20 protein-coding genes and 1 pseudogene are annotated in these 14,020 nt (G+C 62.6%); 9 read left to right on the forward strand and 12 right to left on the reverse strand.

From position 1 onward, the window contains the following. Nucleotides 1-130: 130 nt before the first annotated feature. The 5 genes from PE061_RS01285 to PE061_RS01305 form a co-directional block, all read right to left on the reverse strand. Complete coding sequence (locus PE061_RS01285) at nucleotides 131-367, reverse strand: hypothetical protein (RefSeq protein ID WP_271257432.1); 237 nt, start codon at nucleotides 365-367, stop codon at nucleotides 131-133. Between the two features lie 42 nt (nucleotides 368-409). Next, nucleotides 410-799, reverse strand: a complete 390-nt coding sequence (locus PE061_RS01290) for a DUF302 domain-containing protein (protein ID WP_271257433.1) — start codon at nucleotides 797-799, stop codon at nucleotides 410-412. A gap of 32 nt (nucleotides 800-831) precedes the next feature. After that, the gene (locus PE061_RS01295) at nucleotides 832-1,257 is read right to left on the reverse strand and encodes an OsmC family protein (protein ID WP_271257434.1); all 426 of its coding nucleotides are present in this window, start codon (nucleotides 1,255-1,257) and stop codon (nucleotides 832-834) included. A 111-nt stretch (nucleotides 1,258-1,368) separates the two neighbouring features. Then, a complete protein-coding gene (locus tag PE061_RS01300; RefSeq protein ID WP_271257435.1) occupies nucleotides 1,369-2,025 on the reverse strand; it encodes a DUF924 family protein in 657 nt (218 codons plus the stop codon). A 20-nt stretch (nucleotides 2,026-2,045) separates the two neighbouring features. Then, the gene (locus tag PE061_RS01305) at nucleotides 2,046-2,372 is read right to left on the reverse strand and encodes a TraR/DksA family transcriptional regulator (protein ID WP_271257436.1); all 327 of its coding nucleotides are present in this window, start codon (nucleotides 2,370-2,372) and stop codon (nucleotides 2,046-2,048) included. 234 nt (nucleotides 2,373-2,606) lie between these two features. On the opposite strand from PE061_RS01305, the gene PE061_RS01310 reads away from it, so the two are divergent. The 5 genes from PE061_RS01310 to PE061_RS01330 all read left to right on the forward strand — a co-directional run bounded on the left by PE061_RS01310 (nucleotide 2,607) and on the right by PE061_RS01330 (nucleotide 4,885). Continuing rightward, a complete protein-coding gene (locus PE061_RS01310; protein WP_271257437.1) occupies nucleotides 2,607-3,014 on the forward strand; it encodes a DUF4332 domain-containing protein in 408 nt (135 codons plus the stop codon). A gap of 32 nt (nucleotides 3,015-3,046) precedes the next feature. Beyond that, entirely contained in the window at nucleotides 3,047-3,352 is a 306-nt protein-coding gene (locus tag PE061_RS01315) for a hypothetical protein (RefSeq protein WP_271257438.1), read from the forward strand. Nucleotides 3,353-3,421: 69 nt separating this feature from the next. Further along, nucleotides 3,422-3,781, forward strand: coding sequence for a hypothetical protein (locus PE061_RS01320; protein WP_271257439.1), 360 nt, complete (start codon nucleotides 3,422-3,424; stop codon nucleotides 3,779-3,781). A 68-nt stretch (nucleotides 3,782-3,849) separates the two neighbouring features. After that, complete coding sequence (gene aqpZ, locus PE061_RS01325; protein ID WP_271257440.1) at nucleotides 3,850-4,605, forward strand: aquaporin Z; 756 nt, start codon at nucleotides 3,850-3,852, stop codon at nucleotides 4,603-4,605. Between the two features lie 13 nt (nucleotides 4,606-4,618). Continuing rightward, the gene (locus tag PE061_RS01330; RefSeq protein WP_271257441.1) at nucleotides 4,619-4,885 is read left to right on the forward strand and encodes a GlsB/YeaQ/YmgE family stress response membrane protein; all 267 of its coding nucleotides are present in this window, start codon (nucleotides 4,619-4,621) and stop codon (nucleotides 4,883-4,885) included. A 108-nt stretch (nucleotides 4,886-4,993) separates the two neighbouring features. Here PE061_RS01330 and PE061_RS01335 read toward each other — a convergent pair whose 3' ends face one another. The 3 genes and pseudogenes from PE061_RS01335 to PE061_RS01345 form a co-directional block, all read right to left on the reverse strand. Further along, nucleotides 4,994-5,431, reverse strand: a complete 438-nt coding sequence (locus PE061_RS01335; RefSeq protein ID WP_271259103.1) for a DUF3883 domain-containing protein — start codon at nucleotides 5,429-5,431, stop codon at nucleotides 4,994-4,996. A 12-nt stretch (nucleotides 5,432-5,443) separates the two neighbouring features. After that, nucleotides 5,444-6,615: pseudogene (locus PE061_RS01340) on the reverse strand (IS3 family transposase). 59 nt (nucleotides 6,616-6,674) lie between these two features. After that, nucleotides 6,675-7,848, reverse strand: a protein-coding gene (locus PE061_RS01345; protein WP_420794306.1) for an IS3 family transposase whose coding sequence is annotated in 2 segments (ribosomal slippage) — nucleotides 6,675-7,566 and nucleotides 7,565-7,848 — 1,176 coding nt in all. Because the reading frame shifts where the segments join, the coding sequence is not laid out codon by codon here. Between the two features lie 75 nt (nucleotides 7,849-7,923). On the opposite strand from PE061_RS01345, the gene trxA reads away from it, so the two are divergent. After that, nucleotides 7,924-8,307, forward strand: coding sequence for a thioredoxin (trxA, locus tag PE061_RS01350; protein WP_271259104.1), 384 nt, complete (start codon nucleotides 7,924-7,926; stop codon nucleotides 8,305-8,307). Here the strand turns inward: trxA and PE061_RS01355 are convergent, their stop codons facing one another. Genes PE061_RS01355 through PE061_RS01370 form a run of 4 tightly spaced genes read right to left on the reverse strand, consistent with a single transcriptional unit; the run spans nucleotide 8,308 to nucleotide 12,021 of the window. Continuing rightward, nucleotides 8,308-9,012 carry an ABC transporter ATP-binding protein gene (locus PE061_RS01355; RefSeq protein ID WP_271257442.1) on the reverse strand — a complete coding sequence of 235 codons (705 nt, stop codon included), beginning with the start codon at nucleotides 9,010-9,012 and terminating at the stop codon, nucleotides 8,308-8,310. It lies immediately after the preceding gene. Next, nucleotides 9,005-10,207 (reverse strand): ABC transporter permease, encoded by a 1,203-nt coding sequence (locus PE061_RS01360; protein ID WP_271257443.1) that lies wholly within the window; start codon nucleotides 10,205-10,207, stop codon nucleotides 9,005-9,007. Before PE061_RS01360 ends, PE061_RS01355 begins: the two co-directional genes overlap by 8 nt. 24 nt (nucleotides 10,208-10,231) lie before the next feature. Beyond that, nucleotides 10,232-11,428, reverse strand: coding sequence for an efflux RND transporter periplasmic adaptor subunit (locus PE061_RS01365; protein WP_271257444.1), 1,197 nt, complete (start codon nucleotides 11,426-11,428; stop codon nucleotides 10,232-10,234). Beyond that, a complete protein-coding gene (locus tag PE061_RS01370) occupies nucleotides 11,425-12,021 on the reverse strand; it encodes a TetR/AcrR family transcriptional regulator (protein ID WP_271257445.1) in 597 nt (198 codons plus the stop codon). The genes PE061_RS01365 and PE061_RS01370 overlap by 4 nt, the downstream gene beginning before the upstream one ends. Nucleotides 12,022-12,118: 97 nt before the next feature. On the opposite strand from PE061_RS01370, the gene PE061_RS01375 reads away from it, so the two are divergent. From PE061_RS01375 to PE061_RS01385, 3 genes are read left to right on the forward strand one after another with little or no spacing between them, the layout of a single operon-like run. Continuing rightward, the gene (locus PE061_RS01375) at nucleotides 12,119-12,985 is read left to right on the forward strand and encodes a class I SAM-dependent methyltransferase (RefSeq protein ID WP_271257446.1); all 867 of its coding nucleotides are present in this window, start codon (nucleotides 12,119-12,121) and stop codon (nucleotides 12,983-12,985) included. Nucleotides 12,986-13,024: 39 nt separating this feature from the next. Next, nucleotides 13,025-13,165 (forward strand): hypothetical protein, encoded by a 141-nt coding sequence (locus PE061_RS01380; RefSeq protein WP_271257447.1) that lies wholly within the window; start codon nucleotides 13,025-13,027, stop codon nucleotides 13,163-13,165. Nucleotides 13,166-13,173: 8 nt separating this feature from the next. Further along, entirely contained in the window at nucleotides 13,174-14,001 is an 828-nt protein-coding gene (locus PE061_RS01385) for a TlpA disulfide reductase family protein (RefSeq protein ID WP_271257448.1), read from the forward strand. Nucleotides 14,002-14,020 lie beyond the last annotated feature (19 nt).

Raw genomic sequence — 14,020 nt, forward strand, 5'->3', positions numbered from 1 at the left:
AACCCGCATGAAGCCCACCAGGCCGGCCGTCATAGGGACCGGCTGCATGCGGGGCCTTGCCCCGCATGATGGAAAACCGGGCGTGTCGGCATGGCGGGCTGCCGGCACGCCCATATCGAGCAGAATGGGTTCAGAACGCCTTCTTAAGCCGATCGTAGGAGGCACGCAGTTCGTCAGCCAGGATCTCCAGCGCCGATTTGATGTTCTGCCCGGTCTCATGAAGGCCGGCTTCGGCCACGAAATGGTTCCATTTGGCTTCGGCTTCCTGCCATTCCTGCTGGGCTTCCATGCTGCCCAGATGGGCCTGCACCTTGGCCTCATCGCGCAGCGCGGCGAGTTCTGTCTTCAGATTTTCCAATGCGCTCATCATCTTCCTCCTGTGCTGATTTTCGCTGGTCTACATTTCGGATTATCGCAGACGGTCGATCGCTCGCGCGAGCTTGTCACGGACTACCTCGGCCGCCTTTGCCAATTCAGGATTGCTGATGGCCTGCATGGACGCCACCGGGTCAATCGCCGCGACCTCAACTTCGTCCGAACCTGACTGCTGCACGATGACATTGCAGGGCAGCATCAAGCCGACCTTGTCTTCCAGCTGCAGCGCCTCATGCGCCAATGTCGGATTGCAGGCGCCAAGGATCGTATAGGGACGAAAGTCGACGTCGATCTTCGATTTGAGGGTCTGCTGGATATCGATCCGGCTGATCACCCCGAACCCTTCCGTCTTCAGCGCAGCCTCTGCGCGCGCGATGGCCTCGTCAAAGGGCACCTTCAGCCTGGCTGAAATATAGTAGCTCATCTTCTGCCTTCTCCTGTCGGGCCCGGGTTTCGTCAGTTTGCCGCAACCGTGGTGATAACCGGCGTGCCCTCCAGCGTGCGCTGCACCGGGCAACGGGCCGCAACCGAGATCAACTTTTCCCGCTGCTCATCGGACAGATCCTGGCCAATGACACGGATCGTCTTGGCGAAATAATCCGTCTTCGTCGACTTCCCTTCGACCGTACCTTTGGCATGCGTGAGGGTGACTTCCACGCGTTCAAGCGGCCAGTTCTGCTGACGGGCATACCAGCGCACCGTCATGGCCGTGCATTCGCCCAGTGCTGCCAGCAACAGGTCATAGGGCGCCGGCCCCATGTCCCCACCACCCTGTTCGACGGGCTCGTCGCCGATGAGGTGGTGGCCGGACACGTCGATGCTGACAGCAAAAGCACTTTCACCGGTCTCAACGATGTGCGCTGTGGTCGTGCCTGTACTCAAAGAAAGTCTCCCTATGCTGTGACCATAGCAGGTCGTTTCTCGAACTGTCTGACAAAATGCCACTCGATTGCCGTTAAGGTTGCACCGGTCGATTTCAACCTCGGCTTGCCGTCACTGGCGTGTGGGCTTGAATGCGCGCAGGTGCGGAAAATCGCCCTTTTCGAGATATTCCTTTTCCGCAGGCGTTGATTGCCTGCCAAGGCTCTCATTGCGGTGCGGGTGGCGGCCAAAGATGGCAATGACCTGGCGGACGTCTTCGGCCTGTTTCACCAAGGATCGATAAATTGGGCGCAACTGATCCGGCGCAACTGAAGCGATATCCTGGCGAAGGCGGATAAGGAGATCGATACGCTCGAGGTGATCGGGGCCCTCGCAGTGACCGAGTGGCTGAGTGTAGGCTATCTTGAGCCAGGGTGTCACAAGGGCCTGAAAGTGCCCGTTCTCCAGACCATCCATGGCCAGTGCCAAGGCCGCGGCATCCTGCGCAAATGCCCGGGGCGTGCCTCGCCAGAGTGACCTCGAAAACTGATCCAGCACGACAATGAGCGAGAGCCGGCCCTCTGGCTCGTCTGCCCAATGGTCGAGCTCGCCTAGCGCACCGCGCACCGTCAGTTCCGCAAACCGGGCGACGATCGCCTCGTCTGCACCGCCCTGCATGCGCCAGAACCAATGCTTGTGATGAGTCTCTGCGTCCACATCAACAGTGCGACCTTCCGGAAACCAGAAATCCAGAACGTCACACCACGGCTGAGCAGGGCTTGCGGTCATGCGGATTCAAGCGGATCGGGTCACTGCTCGCTACTTGCGCAGGAAATGCACAGTGCCGCTTCCGGGCGCGCCTCAAGTCGCTTGGGAGCGATGGCATCGCCGCAGCGAACGCATTCACCGTAGGTCCCATTCTCGATGCGCAACAAGGCACGGTTTACCGAGGCAATTTCACGCGCGACCAGCGCGGCCTGGGCTTCGAGCGAGGCGTCATCCTCCATCTCGACCGCCTGCTCGGATGAGTCCGGGTTCAACGGCTCGGACAGCTCCTGAGCGAGGCGCTGTTGCCGGCCTTCGAGCTCGGCGAGTTGCTGCGTGAGGCGCGCTCTGGCGGCGTCGGCATTCGGCATGGGTGATGATCCTTTCAAGTCTGCCGGCATAGCGTAGCAATTGCTGGCAAAGACTGACAACGAGAAGTCACGGACCCTGAAAATGCCATGATGCAATCGCAGCAATATCGTGACATGTACGAGCGGCAGAGACTTTTGATCGGCGTTTGCAAGACCCGATGCGTCGAGATGAGCGAACTCTGTTCAGGCCAGTCAGAGAACGGATTGCACACGACATAAATCAAGGAGCGGATCATGGCGTACAAGATCGATGAAATCGAAGGCATTGGTGCAAAGTACGCCGAACGGCTCCAAGCGGCAGGGATCAAGACGACGGACGACCTGCTCAAAGCCTGCGGCAGCCGCAAGGGCCGGGATGACACAGCCGAGCAGACGGGATTTTCTGCCAGCCAGCTTCTCAAATGGGCCAACATGGCGGACCTGATGCGGATCTCGGGCGTTGACGAGGAATATTCGGAACTGCTCGAGGCGGCCGGGGTCGATACCGTCAAGGAGCTGGCCACGCGCAACGCCGAAAATCTCGCGACCAAGATGGCCGAGGTGAATGACGCAAAGAAGCTGACCCGGGCCTTGCCTGCAGCGTCTCAGGTCCAGAAATGGATCGACCAAGCCAAGACCATGGATGCCGCCATTAGCCATTGAACGCCTTGAAACCTGCAATGGGGGGAAGTCTTATGAGTGATAGCCCGGTGCAAAGGCAGAGCGTCGAGCGCCTTCCCGAACAGCGGTCAACCGTCATCACCGACGAGTTGAACAAGATCCTGGACATGTTGACCAGTGCCTGCCCCAAGGGAGCGGTCATCAGCTTCGATTTCGATGGCAGACTGCACGTCCATGTCGACGTGCACAGCTTCGAAGACATGCTGAAAGTCGAGGGGATCTTGCCGATCCTGGGCGGAGGAACGTTTCACGACATCTCGCGAGGCGATACGCCGCACCGCTCCTTCCATCACCGCCTGAGCGCCATCGTCGATCGATGAGCGTGAAAGCGGGATCTGAGACCCGACTGGTCGCAGAACTTACGCCTCAGCCAAGAAGAGGACATTGCCATGAGTATACTTGATGGAATTCTGGGCCAGTTGGGCAGCAATGTTGATATTGCGAACCTTGCGAGCAAAGTCGGCCTCGATCCAGCGCTGGCAGAAAAGGCCGTTGCCGCCTTGGGTGCCGCCCATCCGCAGCCCGGCGATACGGTAGCCACTGCCGCTTCACAGACGGGAATAGACAGCGGAACGCTGAGCAAGATCGTCGATCAGATTGGCGGCGATGGAGCCCTGGCAAAGGTCAGCCAGCTCATCGGCCAAAACCCGCAAGCTGCCGGACTTCTGGGCAAGCTTGACCGCGACGGCGACGGCAATCCCCTGAACGATGTGATGGGCATGGCCAAGAATCTGTTCGGCAAGAGCTGAAGCCCAGGCGGCGTCACCTCGGTGCGTCATTCGAATGTCGAGGAGTTAAGTCAAAACAGGAGGGGATCATGGTGCGCAAATTGTCGGCCGAATTTTTCGGCACTTTCTGGCTCGTTTTTGGCGGCTGCGGGTCTGCCGTGCTGGCAGCCGGATATCCGGAGCTAGGCATCGGGTTTGTCGGGGTCTCGCTGGCTTTCGGCCTGACTGTCCTGACTATGGCCTATGCAGTGGGCGGGATTTCCGGCGGCCATTTCAATCCCGCGGTTTCGCTCGGACTGGCCTTGGCCAATCGCTTCAGCTGGAAAGATCTGATTCCCTACTGGATCGCCCAGGTGGTGGGTGCGATTGCTGCCGCAGTTGTGCTTTACGCCATTGCTTCTGGCAAGACCGGGTGGAGCGCAGGCGGCTTTGCGTCCAACGGCTTTGGTAACCTGTCGCCCGGCGGTTACACGATGCAGGCAGCCCTGCTGATCGAGATCGTTCTGACAGCAGGCTTCCTGATCGTCATCCTCGGCGCGACCTCGAAGGCGGTACCGTCCGGCTTTGCGCCAATCGCAATCGGCTTGGCGCTGACGCTGATCCACCTGATCTCGATCCCGGTCACCAATACCTCGGTCAATCCAGCCCGGTCCACCGGCGTCGCACTCTTCGCCGAGACCGCCGCGCTGGGGCAACTGTGGCTGTTCTGGGTCGCGCCGCTCGTGGGTGCGGCAATCGGGGCGCTGATCTGGCGGGTGGTGCTGTCACCCGGCGAAGTCCCCGAAGACCTCGGTGACGGGTCATTTGTAGACGTCAGCGTGACGCACCTGGAAATCCGCAACTGAGGAGGAAGGCACTATGGGCTGGATTATCGCACTGATCGTGGGCGGGGTTGCCGGTTGGCTCGCCAGCAAGGTGATGAACCGCGATGCCTCGATGGGCATCTTCTGGAATATTGTTGTTGGCTGCGTCGGCTCGCTGATCGGCAATGCTGTCGCAGGGCCGCTGCTGGGCATCAGTGGCAGCGTACAGGAGTTTTCGCTGACCGGACTGATCATCGCCTTTGTCGGCGCAGTGATCCTGCTGGCTATCGTCAACATGGTTCAGCGCAGGAATATTCGCTGAACATATCGATCCGTTGGGTGGGGATGATGCCTCCCCACCCGATGACAGTCATATTCTGTTTTTGGCTTGCAGCCTTCGGCTCGTGCTGTCCGACTCCCTGAACCGCCGCTAGCGCAGTCCGGCCAGGAAGCTCGTAGCGGTCAATTCGACATGGGCTTCCAGCGGAAACCGCAAGACATAGGCCTGCGGTGACCGGGCAAAGCTCCAGACTCGCACCAGGTGCCAGTCATCGCGGCGGGCTTCTGCAACCGCCAGCTCGTTTCGGGAAATGTGGAAAGGCGTGCGCTCCCACCCATTGGTCGTCTTGACCTCAAGCAGGCGTTCGCGGCCATCGGGCTCATAGCTGGCGATGTCGAAGCCATAGCCGTCGCCATCCTGTATCGCAGTCCAGCGCACCCGGTCGGCGAGGTCCTCCCGCCCGGCGGAGAGCAATGATCGTTTTTCGTGGTGCAGGACGAGCTCTTCGCCTGCTTTTCCGAGCGCGCGGTTGCGCGCATTGAGGTGGTCCCGCCTTCTTGGACAGTTTGGCGGCTGAGTTAAGCTAATCCCAGTTGTCGTTCATGCCGCCTGCTTGATCATCAGATCATGGGGGGCATGCCCCCCATGATCTGATTGCCCGATCCGCCGATAGGCCTCGACCGGGGTTCTGCCGGCAAGGCCCGAGTGCGGACGCTGGGTGTTGTAATAGGTGATCCACCGGCCAAGGCCAGCGCGCAGCTCCGATCCGGTCTCGAAGGCATGGAGGTAGACGCACTCATACTTCAGGGATCGCCAGAGGCGTTCGATGAAGACGTTGTCCATCCACCGGCCCCGGCCATCCATGCTGATGCGGACCTCGGCCTCGCGCAGCACGCTGGTGAAGGCGAAGCTGGTAAACTGGCTGCCCTGATCCGTGTTGAAGATTTCCGGTCTGCCGAACCGGGCAAGTGCCTCCTCCAGAGCCGCGACGCAAAAGCCGGCGTCCATCGTGTTCGACAGGCGCCAGGCCAGCACCTTGCGGGTTGCCCAGTCCATGATCGCCACCAGGTAGAGGAAGCCCCGACGCATGGGGATGTAGGTCACGTCGGCGCACCACACATGGTTGGGCCGATCGATCGCCAGCTTGCGCAGCAGATACGGATAGACCCGGTGCTGTGGGTGCGGATCGCTCGTGCGCGGCCGCTGGTAGATCGGCGTCAGGCCCATCTTCGCCATCAGCCGCCGTGCTCGGCGACGGCCGACCTCATGTCCTGCACGCCGCAGATGCCGCGCCATCTGGCGGCTGCCGTACTATGGGCAGTCCATGAAGATCTCGTCGATTACCGTCATTAGTGCCAGCGTCTCGTCCGTTTCTGGCACCGGCGCGTAGTAATAGGACGAGCGGCTGATCCGAAGCAGACGGCACTGCGCCGCGATCGACAGGTGATGGTGAGCAGGTTCGACCATCGCCCGCCTCCGGTCCACGCTCATCGACCGAAGGCTTTCGCTAAAAAATCCCGCTCCACGACCAGTTGCCCGATCTTGGCGTGCAGCTTTTCCACCTCGCTCTCGCTGACGGCCTTGGCCCCATCGCCGGCGCCGGAGAACGTGCTCGCCATTCCGCCGATGGCTTGCCGCTTCCAGGCGGCGATCATTGTATGGTGCACGCCATGCTTGGCCGCCAGCTCCGCCAGTGTCAGGTCGCCCCGGATCGCTTCGATTGCCACCTTCGCTTTGAAATCGGCGCTGTAGCGCTTTCTCGTCGTCTTCATTCCCGTACCAATCCATCAGGTCGGGAGTTGATCTTCCTCCGGTTGTGCGGACACTAGGGTTAGCCCGTCATGCGTTGCTCGGCCTGTTCGGGGGTGAGATACCCGAGCGCCGAGTGCATGCGATGCCGATTATAATAGCCTTCGATATATCCGAACAGAGCCTGCCGGGCTTCGACGTGCGTTGCCCAGCGGCATTGATGGACCAGTTCGACCTTCAGCGTATGAAAGAAGCTCTCCATCGGCGCGTTGTCGTAACAGTTTCCGGTGCGGCTCATCGACGCGGTCGCGCCGATCGCGGTGAGTTGATCGACATAAGCCCCGGCGGCATATTGCGATCCGCGATCGGAGTGATGCACGAGTCCGCGTGCTGGTCGCTGCCGTTGGGCGGCCATCATCAACGCAGCGAGCGTCAGTTCGGTGCGCATGTGATCCCGCATCGCCCAGCCCACGATCTTGCGCGTCGCCAGATCGAGCACGGCCGCCAGATACAGCCAGCCTTCGCCGGTCGGGATATAGCTGATATCGGCCAGCCACACGCGGTTCGGCGCCGTTGCTTCGAAGCGCTGCGCTAGCAGGTTCGGCGCGATCGGCAGGTAATGGCGGCTGTCGGTCGTCGAGGGCCGAAAGCGGCGACCGGCAAGCGCACGAATGCCGTGACGGCGCATCAGCCGCTCGACACGACCGCGGCTGCAGCCGCGCCCTTCCGCGCGCAGCGCGGCATGCATCCGGGGACTGCCGTATCGCCCGGAATGCCGCGCCTGGATCCGGCGGATATCGGCGAGCAACACGGCGTTCTCCGTCATGCGCATACTCGGCGGTCGATCGCGCCAATCGTAATAGCCGCTGCGCGACACACCGAGCATGCGGCACATGACGCTGACCGGCCAGGGGCCAGCATGGGCGCGGATGAACTGGAACTTCACCGTGGCATCTCCGCGCAAATGCCGACCGCTTTTTTAGAATGTCGCGCTCCATGCGCGTGCGATCGAGCTCGCGGCGTAGCCTGGCAATCTCCGACGCCTGATCCGCCGGCGACGCCATCGACGATGATAGCGGCTTCGCCGCAGGCACTGTCCCCTTGATCTCCAGTGCCCGTTGCCAGCGCCTCAACATCGTCGGCATGATACCCAACTCACGCGCAACGTCGGCCTGCATCCGACCGCTCGTCTCCCATAGCGTCACCGCCTCGCGCTTGAACTCGTCCGTGAAATATCGCTTCCCAACCTTTGCCATCTTACACCTCCTGGCTCCAATGAGCCCTTCATCGGTGTCCGCGCAACCGGGGGAAGATCAGAGTAGCTTAACACCCTGTCCAGATTTCCGGCACCACCTCAGTGCGGCCGATGCGGCAACGCGCTGTTCGACGGGCAGCCAATAACCTTGGGAACTCCAAACTTCGATGCCCATGCCACGAAAAGCGACATCCCGCTGCTCGCCGATTTCTGGGCGTCGTGGTGTGGTCCGTGCCGTCAGATGGCACCTGCATTTGCCGCGGCGGCAGCGCAACTGGAGCCCTATGTCCGTTTGGGCAAGCTCGATACTGAAGCGGAGCAAGCGATTGCTGGCCGCTACAGCATCCGTTCGATCCCTACCCTCATCCTGATCCGCAAGGGCCGCGAAATCGCACGACAGTCTGGCGCCATGCCGGCGAATTCCATCGTCAACTGGGCGCGGCAGGCAATCGGGGCCTGATCAACCGAGCGAGGGGGCAATTTGCTCCTCCAGTGTGATGCCATCCCGGATGTTGTAGAGTCGGCGGAAGGTCGGAATGATCTTCTCGTCATGTGTCACAACGATAATCGCGGTATCGAACTGCCGGGCCATGCTGTTGAGCAGATCGACGACCGCCAGCGCGCGGACACTGTCGAGCGGCGCGGTCGGCTCATCGGCCAGAATAACCGGCGGGCGGTTAACGAGCGCACGGGCAATTGAAACCCGTTGTTGCTCCCCGCCGGAAAGCTGCGATGGCATGGCCCCCGCCCGGTGCCCGACGTCGAGGGCATCAAGCAGATCGCGCGCTTCCTTGCGGGCGACGGCATTTGGCTTGCCCGCCAGCATGGGTAGCAACGCCACATTGTCGGTCACGTCGAGAAACGGGATCAGATAGGGTGCCTGGAAAATGAACCCGATGAGGTCGCGCCGCAGTGCGCGCAAGTCGCGGACTTTCCAGCCATCGTCGTAAATCACATTGTCGCCGATGATCATCCGGCCCGAACTGGGCTCGATCACCGCGCCGAGGCACTTGAGTAGCGTGCTCTTGCCCGAGCCAGATGGCCCGATCAGCCCCACGACCTCGCCTTTGGCGACCGCCATGTTTACCCCGCGCAGGGCGTGGACCGCGGTGTCGCCGCTGCCATAGGTCTTGACCAGGTTCTCGATGCGGATGCCTTCAGCCACCGATCGCCTCCGCCGGATCGACCTTGATCGCCGCATGGATGGCCAGCAGGCTCGCCAGCGTACAGATGCCCATGACCACGAAAAAGCCGCGCAGGGAATCAGCGGGCAGCAACAGCACGTATTTCGGGAAGAACGGCGCCCAGAAACTGGCTGCAATCTTCCCCACGGCGAATCCGATCAGGCCAAGGCCCAGCGCTTGTTGCAGGATCATGCCGGCAATCGTCCGGTTGCGGGTGCCGATCAGCTTGAGCACCGCAATCTCGCGGATCTTGCCGATCGTCATGGTGTAAATGATGAAAGCGACGATCGCCGCGCTGACGATGGCCAGGATCACCAGGAACATGCCGATCTGCCGCGCGGAATTGGCGATCATCTTGTCGATCAGAATGCTCTCCATATCGGCGCGGGTATAGACTGTCACCCGCTGCCAGCGCCGGATTGCCGCGGCGACCTGATCGGCATCGGCCCCCGGCTTCACCGTCACGAGCACGGCATTCACATTATTGCTGCTCGCCTGGGCGGCATTGACCGCTTCGGCCACCGCCGGATTGCCCGGCGGGTTCAGCACCGGGCTGGACGCCGTGCGCGCCCGTTCCCGGACTATGGCGTCGCTGTCCCTATCGAACTGCGCGTCCTGCGCGTCCTTGAGCGACAGGAACAGCATGGGGTCGCCCCCGGACGAGACCATGCGGCTGGTCAATCCGACGATGCGGTAAGTATTCCGGCGCACTTTCACCCGGTCGCCGATGGCGAAGCCGGTCTTGACGTCTGCTATGGCCTCGTAGTGGCCGTGCACGATCCGGCGGCCGGCGAGCAGGTGGGGCGGCTGTCCCGGCTCACCGGGAATGGCAACTTCCGCGCCCACCACCATGACTCGCACATCACTGCCTTCATGCGCGATCTGCATGGTAAGGTAGGTGACACCCGCCGCGCGATCGACCCCGGCCATGGCGCGGATCGGGCGCTCGGTATCCTCGTTGAGGCTCGATGGCTCGGCATAGGGGCCAAGCGTGTCTTTCTGTACGACCCACAAGTCCGCACCGCTGTTGTCGAGCAGCGCCTGGGCATCGTCCACCATGCCCCGATAGACACCGGCCATGGACAGGGTGACGCCGATCAGCAGCCCCAGCCCCACGCCGGTGAGGACGAACTTGCCCCAGCCATGGAGGATGTCGCGGCCGGCCAGACTGATCATGACGATATCACCATGACGGACCGGTCATGGGAGCTTGTCGACGATCGAGAGACGGCTGGCAGAACCGAGCGGCCGGGCGCTATGCAGGACGACCTGCTCGCCCTTCGCCAGCCCTTGCAGCACCTGGACCCAGCCTTCCGCATCCTCTGCGCCCAGCTTGACCACCACGAATTCCGGATCGCCGTCACGGATCACCCAGACGCCCAGTTCCCCGTCGATCCGGTGGATCGCCGCATTTGGCAAGGCGAGCGTCTTGTGCTGCGGCGGCAGGCCAACAGTCACTTCAGCCAGTTCACCGATTGGCGGCAGGCTGGCCGATCCATCGAAGGCCACTTTGGCGAGCACTTCTTCCGTCACCGCATCGGCGACAGGCTCGATCCGCAGCACGGATCCTTTCAGCGGCTTGTCCGACCGTGAACGCAGGACGATACGCGCCGGCAAGCCTGACGAAATACCTCCCGCACGCGACTGGTCGAAACGGGCATTGATCCACAGTTCCGACGGATCGACCACTTCGATCACGGCTTGTCCGGCGACAACAGTGGTCCCCGGCTCGGCAAGGCGGCGAACGACCAGCCCCGCGCGCGGTGCGACAAGCCGCAGGTTGGCTTTCTGCTCCAGCAAGGCCGCGCGTTCGGCGCCGGTACGACCGCGATCCTGCGTGGCGGCAGTGCGGTTCGCCTGTGCAGTTGCAAGCCCCGCCTGCGCCGCCGCGAGTGCCTGTCGGCGCTGGTCGAGTGCGGTGCGGGTCAGCCAGCCACCACGGAATAGTTCCTCGCCGCGCGCGGCTTCGCTGCGGGCCAGTTCCAGCCGTGCGCGGGCATCCGCAATTTGCGATGCGGCGGCCTGTTCAAGCGCCGCAGAACGGCCTGCACTACCCGATGCCGCCTCAATGCGCTGGTCAAGATCGATGGGGTCGATCACTGCGATCAGTTGCCCCACCTCCACCCGATCCCCGACATCAACGGCAAGGCTGGCGACGCGCCCCGGCGCAGTCGGGCCAATGCGCTGCGTATAGCGTGCTTCCACTGTGCCGATGCCGAACAGTGCGGGAGCAATCGCTCGTTCCCCCACCGTCACCGCCGTCACCCGCACAGGCGCAAGCGGTCCGGACCGGAAAGCCACCCACGCAAAGACCAGAAGCAATGGCACCAGGACCGCCACGAGCATCCAGGCGCGCCGACTCAAGGTGAACGGCCCCAAGTAGAATGGCAGAGTCATTCCACGGCCTCCAGACTGCGGCGAAAGAGCGCAAACTGCCGCTCAGACATGGCCGGCAATGCCGAGAAATCATCAATGGCGAGCGCCTGCATCACGAGGCCCTGGACAAGCGCCAGAAACATCACTGTCGCTGCTTCGAGATCGGCGTCCCCGGCAATCTGCCGGGCCGCATGCGCCACCGACAGTTCGCCTGCCACCCGCGCGCGGTAAGTCGCCATCAAATGCCGGACGATGTCTTTGGCCGGAGTTTCGCCAGTGCGCTGGAGTACGCCCCATAAAATGCGCGGCACGCCAGGGTTCTCCATGATGAAGCCGATATGCGCTGCCAGCATGGCCTCGAGCCGTGCGAGCGGCTGCGAAGCCCGAACACCGTCGAAGCGGCGCTGCAATTCGGTGCAGGTCCAGTCGAGAACGGCGGTCCACATTGATTGCTTGTCGGGAAAATGGCGAAACAGCGCGCCTTGCGACACGCCCATGGCCGCCGCGATCTGCCCCGTAGTGATTTCCGTCGGGTCACTCCGCGCCGCCAGTCCGATCACCGTCGCTATGGTTTCGGCGCGCCGCATGTCAGCGGAAAGATAAAGACGGCTCATTCCCTGCCAATGCCACAATAAAAGCGAGTCGTCACTTTCTTTTGGGACTTGATTGGCTTACGGTAAATTCGGAAGCCATGCAGCCGAAGGACGCCCCATGACCGATAATCCCCTACCCCACGCCGATGCCCTGAAGTATGAAGACTGGGCCGGCGAAATGGGCGCGCGGTGGCTGGCAAACCTCAGCGGTTTTGAAAGCACGATTGCGCCGGTCGGCAATGCCTTGTTGGCACACGCGGCCTATTCGCCCGGCGAACGCGTGCTGGATATCGGCTGCGGCGGCGGCGCTACAACGCTTGCCATCGCGCAGTCTGTCCAGCCGGGCGGCGAAGTGCTCGGCATCGACATCTCGCCCGATCTGATCGCGGCGACCACGCGCCGCGCTGCGGCCGCCGGCATCGCCAATGCACGCTTCCTGTGCGCCGACGCGGCCAGCGTGACACTGCCCGATGGCCCCTACGACCGGCTGTTTTCACGTTTCGGCAGCATGTTCTTTGCCGAGCCGATTCCCGCCTTCGCCAACCTACGCAAGCTGCTCAAGCCGGGCGGGCGGATCGACCTTGCCGTGTGGGGGCCGCCCCAGCAGAACCCGTGGATGCTGGAAGGCATGGCGGTGGCGCGCCGCCATGCCGAACTGCTGGCCCCCGTTCCCCGCGCGCCTGGCCCCTTTGCTTTCGAAGACCTCGACTACATGCGGGAGATTCTCGATGGCGCTGGTTTCCACGGCGTGGATATCATCGCCGCCAAGGGACTGCTCGCCGTCGGCGGGCCGGGCGCCACCCCAAGTCAGGCGCAGCAGTTCGCCTGCAACGCCATGGCTTTCGGGCAAGTCCTGCTGGACTATCCGGAGTCCGTGCAGCAAGCGGCGCAGGCCGATCTAGTCGAGCTTTTCGACCAGCACCACCGGGCCGGCGAAGGTGTGATGATGGGTTACACCGCCTGGCTCGTTTCTGCGCGCGCCTGAGGTTAAGCTTTCAAATCACCGCGGCAGATGAGGCGAACCATGCACCGATCTGCAATCATCTCCGCGGTCAACTTGCTGTCGATCAGCGCCACTGCCTTTGCAGAACCTGAGCGGGGCAAGGTCGAAGTCGTTGATCACCGTCATGCGCTGGGCGTCGACGGCAATCGCCCCTACCACTGACAAGACACATGAACCCCAATGACATTATCCAGATCGGCCCGCTGGCGATGGCGCTCGATCGCCTTGTGGCCATAGCGCTCATCCTCACTTTCCTTGCCGGGATGGACTGGATCGTGCGCCGGTTTGCCATAGCTGGCTGGCAACCCGCAGGGCTTGCACTTCTGGCTGGCCTTGTCGGCGCACGAGCGGCCTATGTGTGGGTCCATCGGGAGAGCTTCGCGCTCGATCCGGTCGTCTCGTTACAGGCGTGGCTGGGAGGCTGGGTATGGAGCGCGGGAGTGGCGACAGCGGCGCTGGTGGTGGTCGTGATCATGCGCAGGCTTCGCCCGATTGCGGCGGGGCTAGGTCTGCTGGCGGCGCTTTCTTCGGTGTGGTGGGCCTTCGCCGAGGGACAGGCTCCGCGGTCCGCGATCCTGTTGCCGACAGGCCTGCGCTTCGACATGGCGCGGGGCGGCAGCATCACGGCAGGCGATCTGCGCGGCCGTCCCGCCGTGCTCAACCTCTGGGCCAGCTGGTGCCCGCCCTGCCGCCGCGAAATGCCGATGCTGATCAACGCCGCTGCCAACGAAAGGCGTGCGGCGGTCCTGCTGGTCAATCAGGGCGAAACCCCCGCGCAGCTTCGCGCCTTCCTGCAAAGCCAGGGCCTTCCGCCCCGCGACGTTGCGCTGGATCAGGAAGGCATGCTCAGCACTTTCACCGGCTCACCTGCACTGCCAACGACGCTGTTCGTCGCTGCTGACGGCACCATCCGGCAGACTCATGTGGGCGAAATCTCGCGGGTTCAGCTCGACATCGCGATCCGCGCGCTAACGAAAGCAGATCGTCCGCGGCGGTAAACGCGCGGCGCGGGACCGG

This window comes from Sphingosinicella microcystinivorans (assembly GCF_027941835.1).
Lineage (GTDB): Bacteria > Pseudomonadota > Alphaproteobacteria > Sphingomonadales > Sphingomonadaceae > Sphingosinicella.

Coding starts and splice junctions, on each gene's coding strand:
- PE061_RS01365 (WP_271257444.1), bottom strand. CDS start 11,428: ATGACTCTGCCATTCTACTTGGGGCCGTTCACCTTGAGTCGGCGCGCC.
- PE061_RS01310 (WP_271257437.1), top strand. CDS start 2,607: ATGGCGTACAAGATCGATGAAATCGAAGGCATTGGTGCAAAGTACGCC.
- PE061_RS01285 (WP_271257432.1), bottom strand. CDS start 367: ATGAGCGCATTGGAAAATCTGAAGACAGAACTCGCCGCGCTGCGCGAT.
- PE061_RS01370 (WP_271257445.1), bottom strand. CDS start 12,021: ATGAGCCGTCTTTATCTTTCCGCTGACATGCGGCGCGCCGAAACCATA.
- PE061_RS01360 (WP_271257443.1), bottom strand. CDS start 10,207: ATGATCAGTCTGGCCGGCCGCGACATCCTCCATGGCTGGGGCAAGTTC.
- PE061_RS01315 (WP_271257438.1), top strand. CDS start 3,047: ATGAGTGATAGCCCGGTGCAAAGGCAGAGCGTCGAGCGCCTTCCCGAA.
- PE061_RS01385 (WP_271257448.1), top strand. CDS start 13,174: ATGAACCCCAATGACATTATCCAGATCGGCCCGCTGGCGATGGCGCTC.
- PE061_RS01305 (WP_271257436.1), bottom strand. CDS start 2,372: ATGCCGAATGCCGACGCCGCCAGAGCGCGCCTCACGCAGCAACTCGCC.
- PE061_RS01375 (WP_271257446.1), top strand. CDS start 12,119: ATGACCGATAATCCCCTACCCCACGCCGATGCCCTGAAGTATGAAGAC.
- PE061_RS01330 (WP_271257441.1), top strand. CDS start 4,619: ATGGGCTGGATTATCGCACTGATCGTGGGCGGGGTTGCCGGTTGGCTC.
- PE061_RS01300 (WP_271257435.1), bottom strand. CDS start 2,025: ATGACCGCAAGCCCTGCTCAGCCGTGGTGTGACGTTCTGGATTTCTGG.
- PE061_RS01320 (WP_271257439.1), top strand. CDS start 3,422: ATGAGTATACTTGATGGAATTCTGGGCCAGTTGGGCAGCAATGTTGAT.
- PE061_RS01290 (WP_271257433.1), bottom strand. CDS start 799: ATGAGCTACTATATTTCAGCCAGGCTGAAGGTGCCCTTTGACGAGGCC.
- aqpZ (WP_271257440.1), top strand. CDS start 3,850: ATGGTGCGCAAATTGTCGGCCGAATTTTTCGGCACTTTCTGGCTCGTT.
- PE061_RS01380 (WP_271257447.1), top strand. CDS start 13,025: ATGCACCGATCTGCAATCATCTCCGCGGTCAACTTGCTGTCGATCAGC.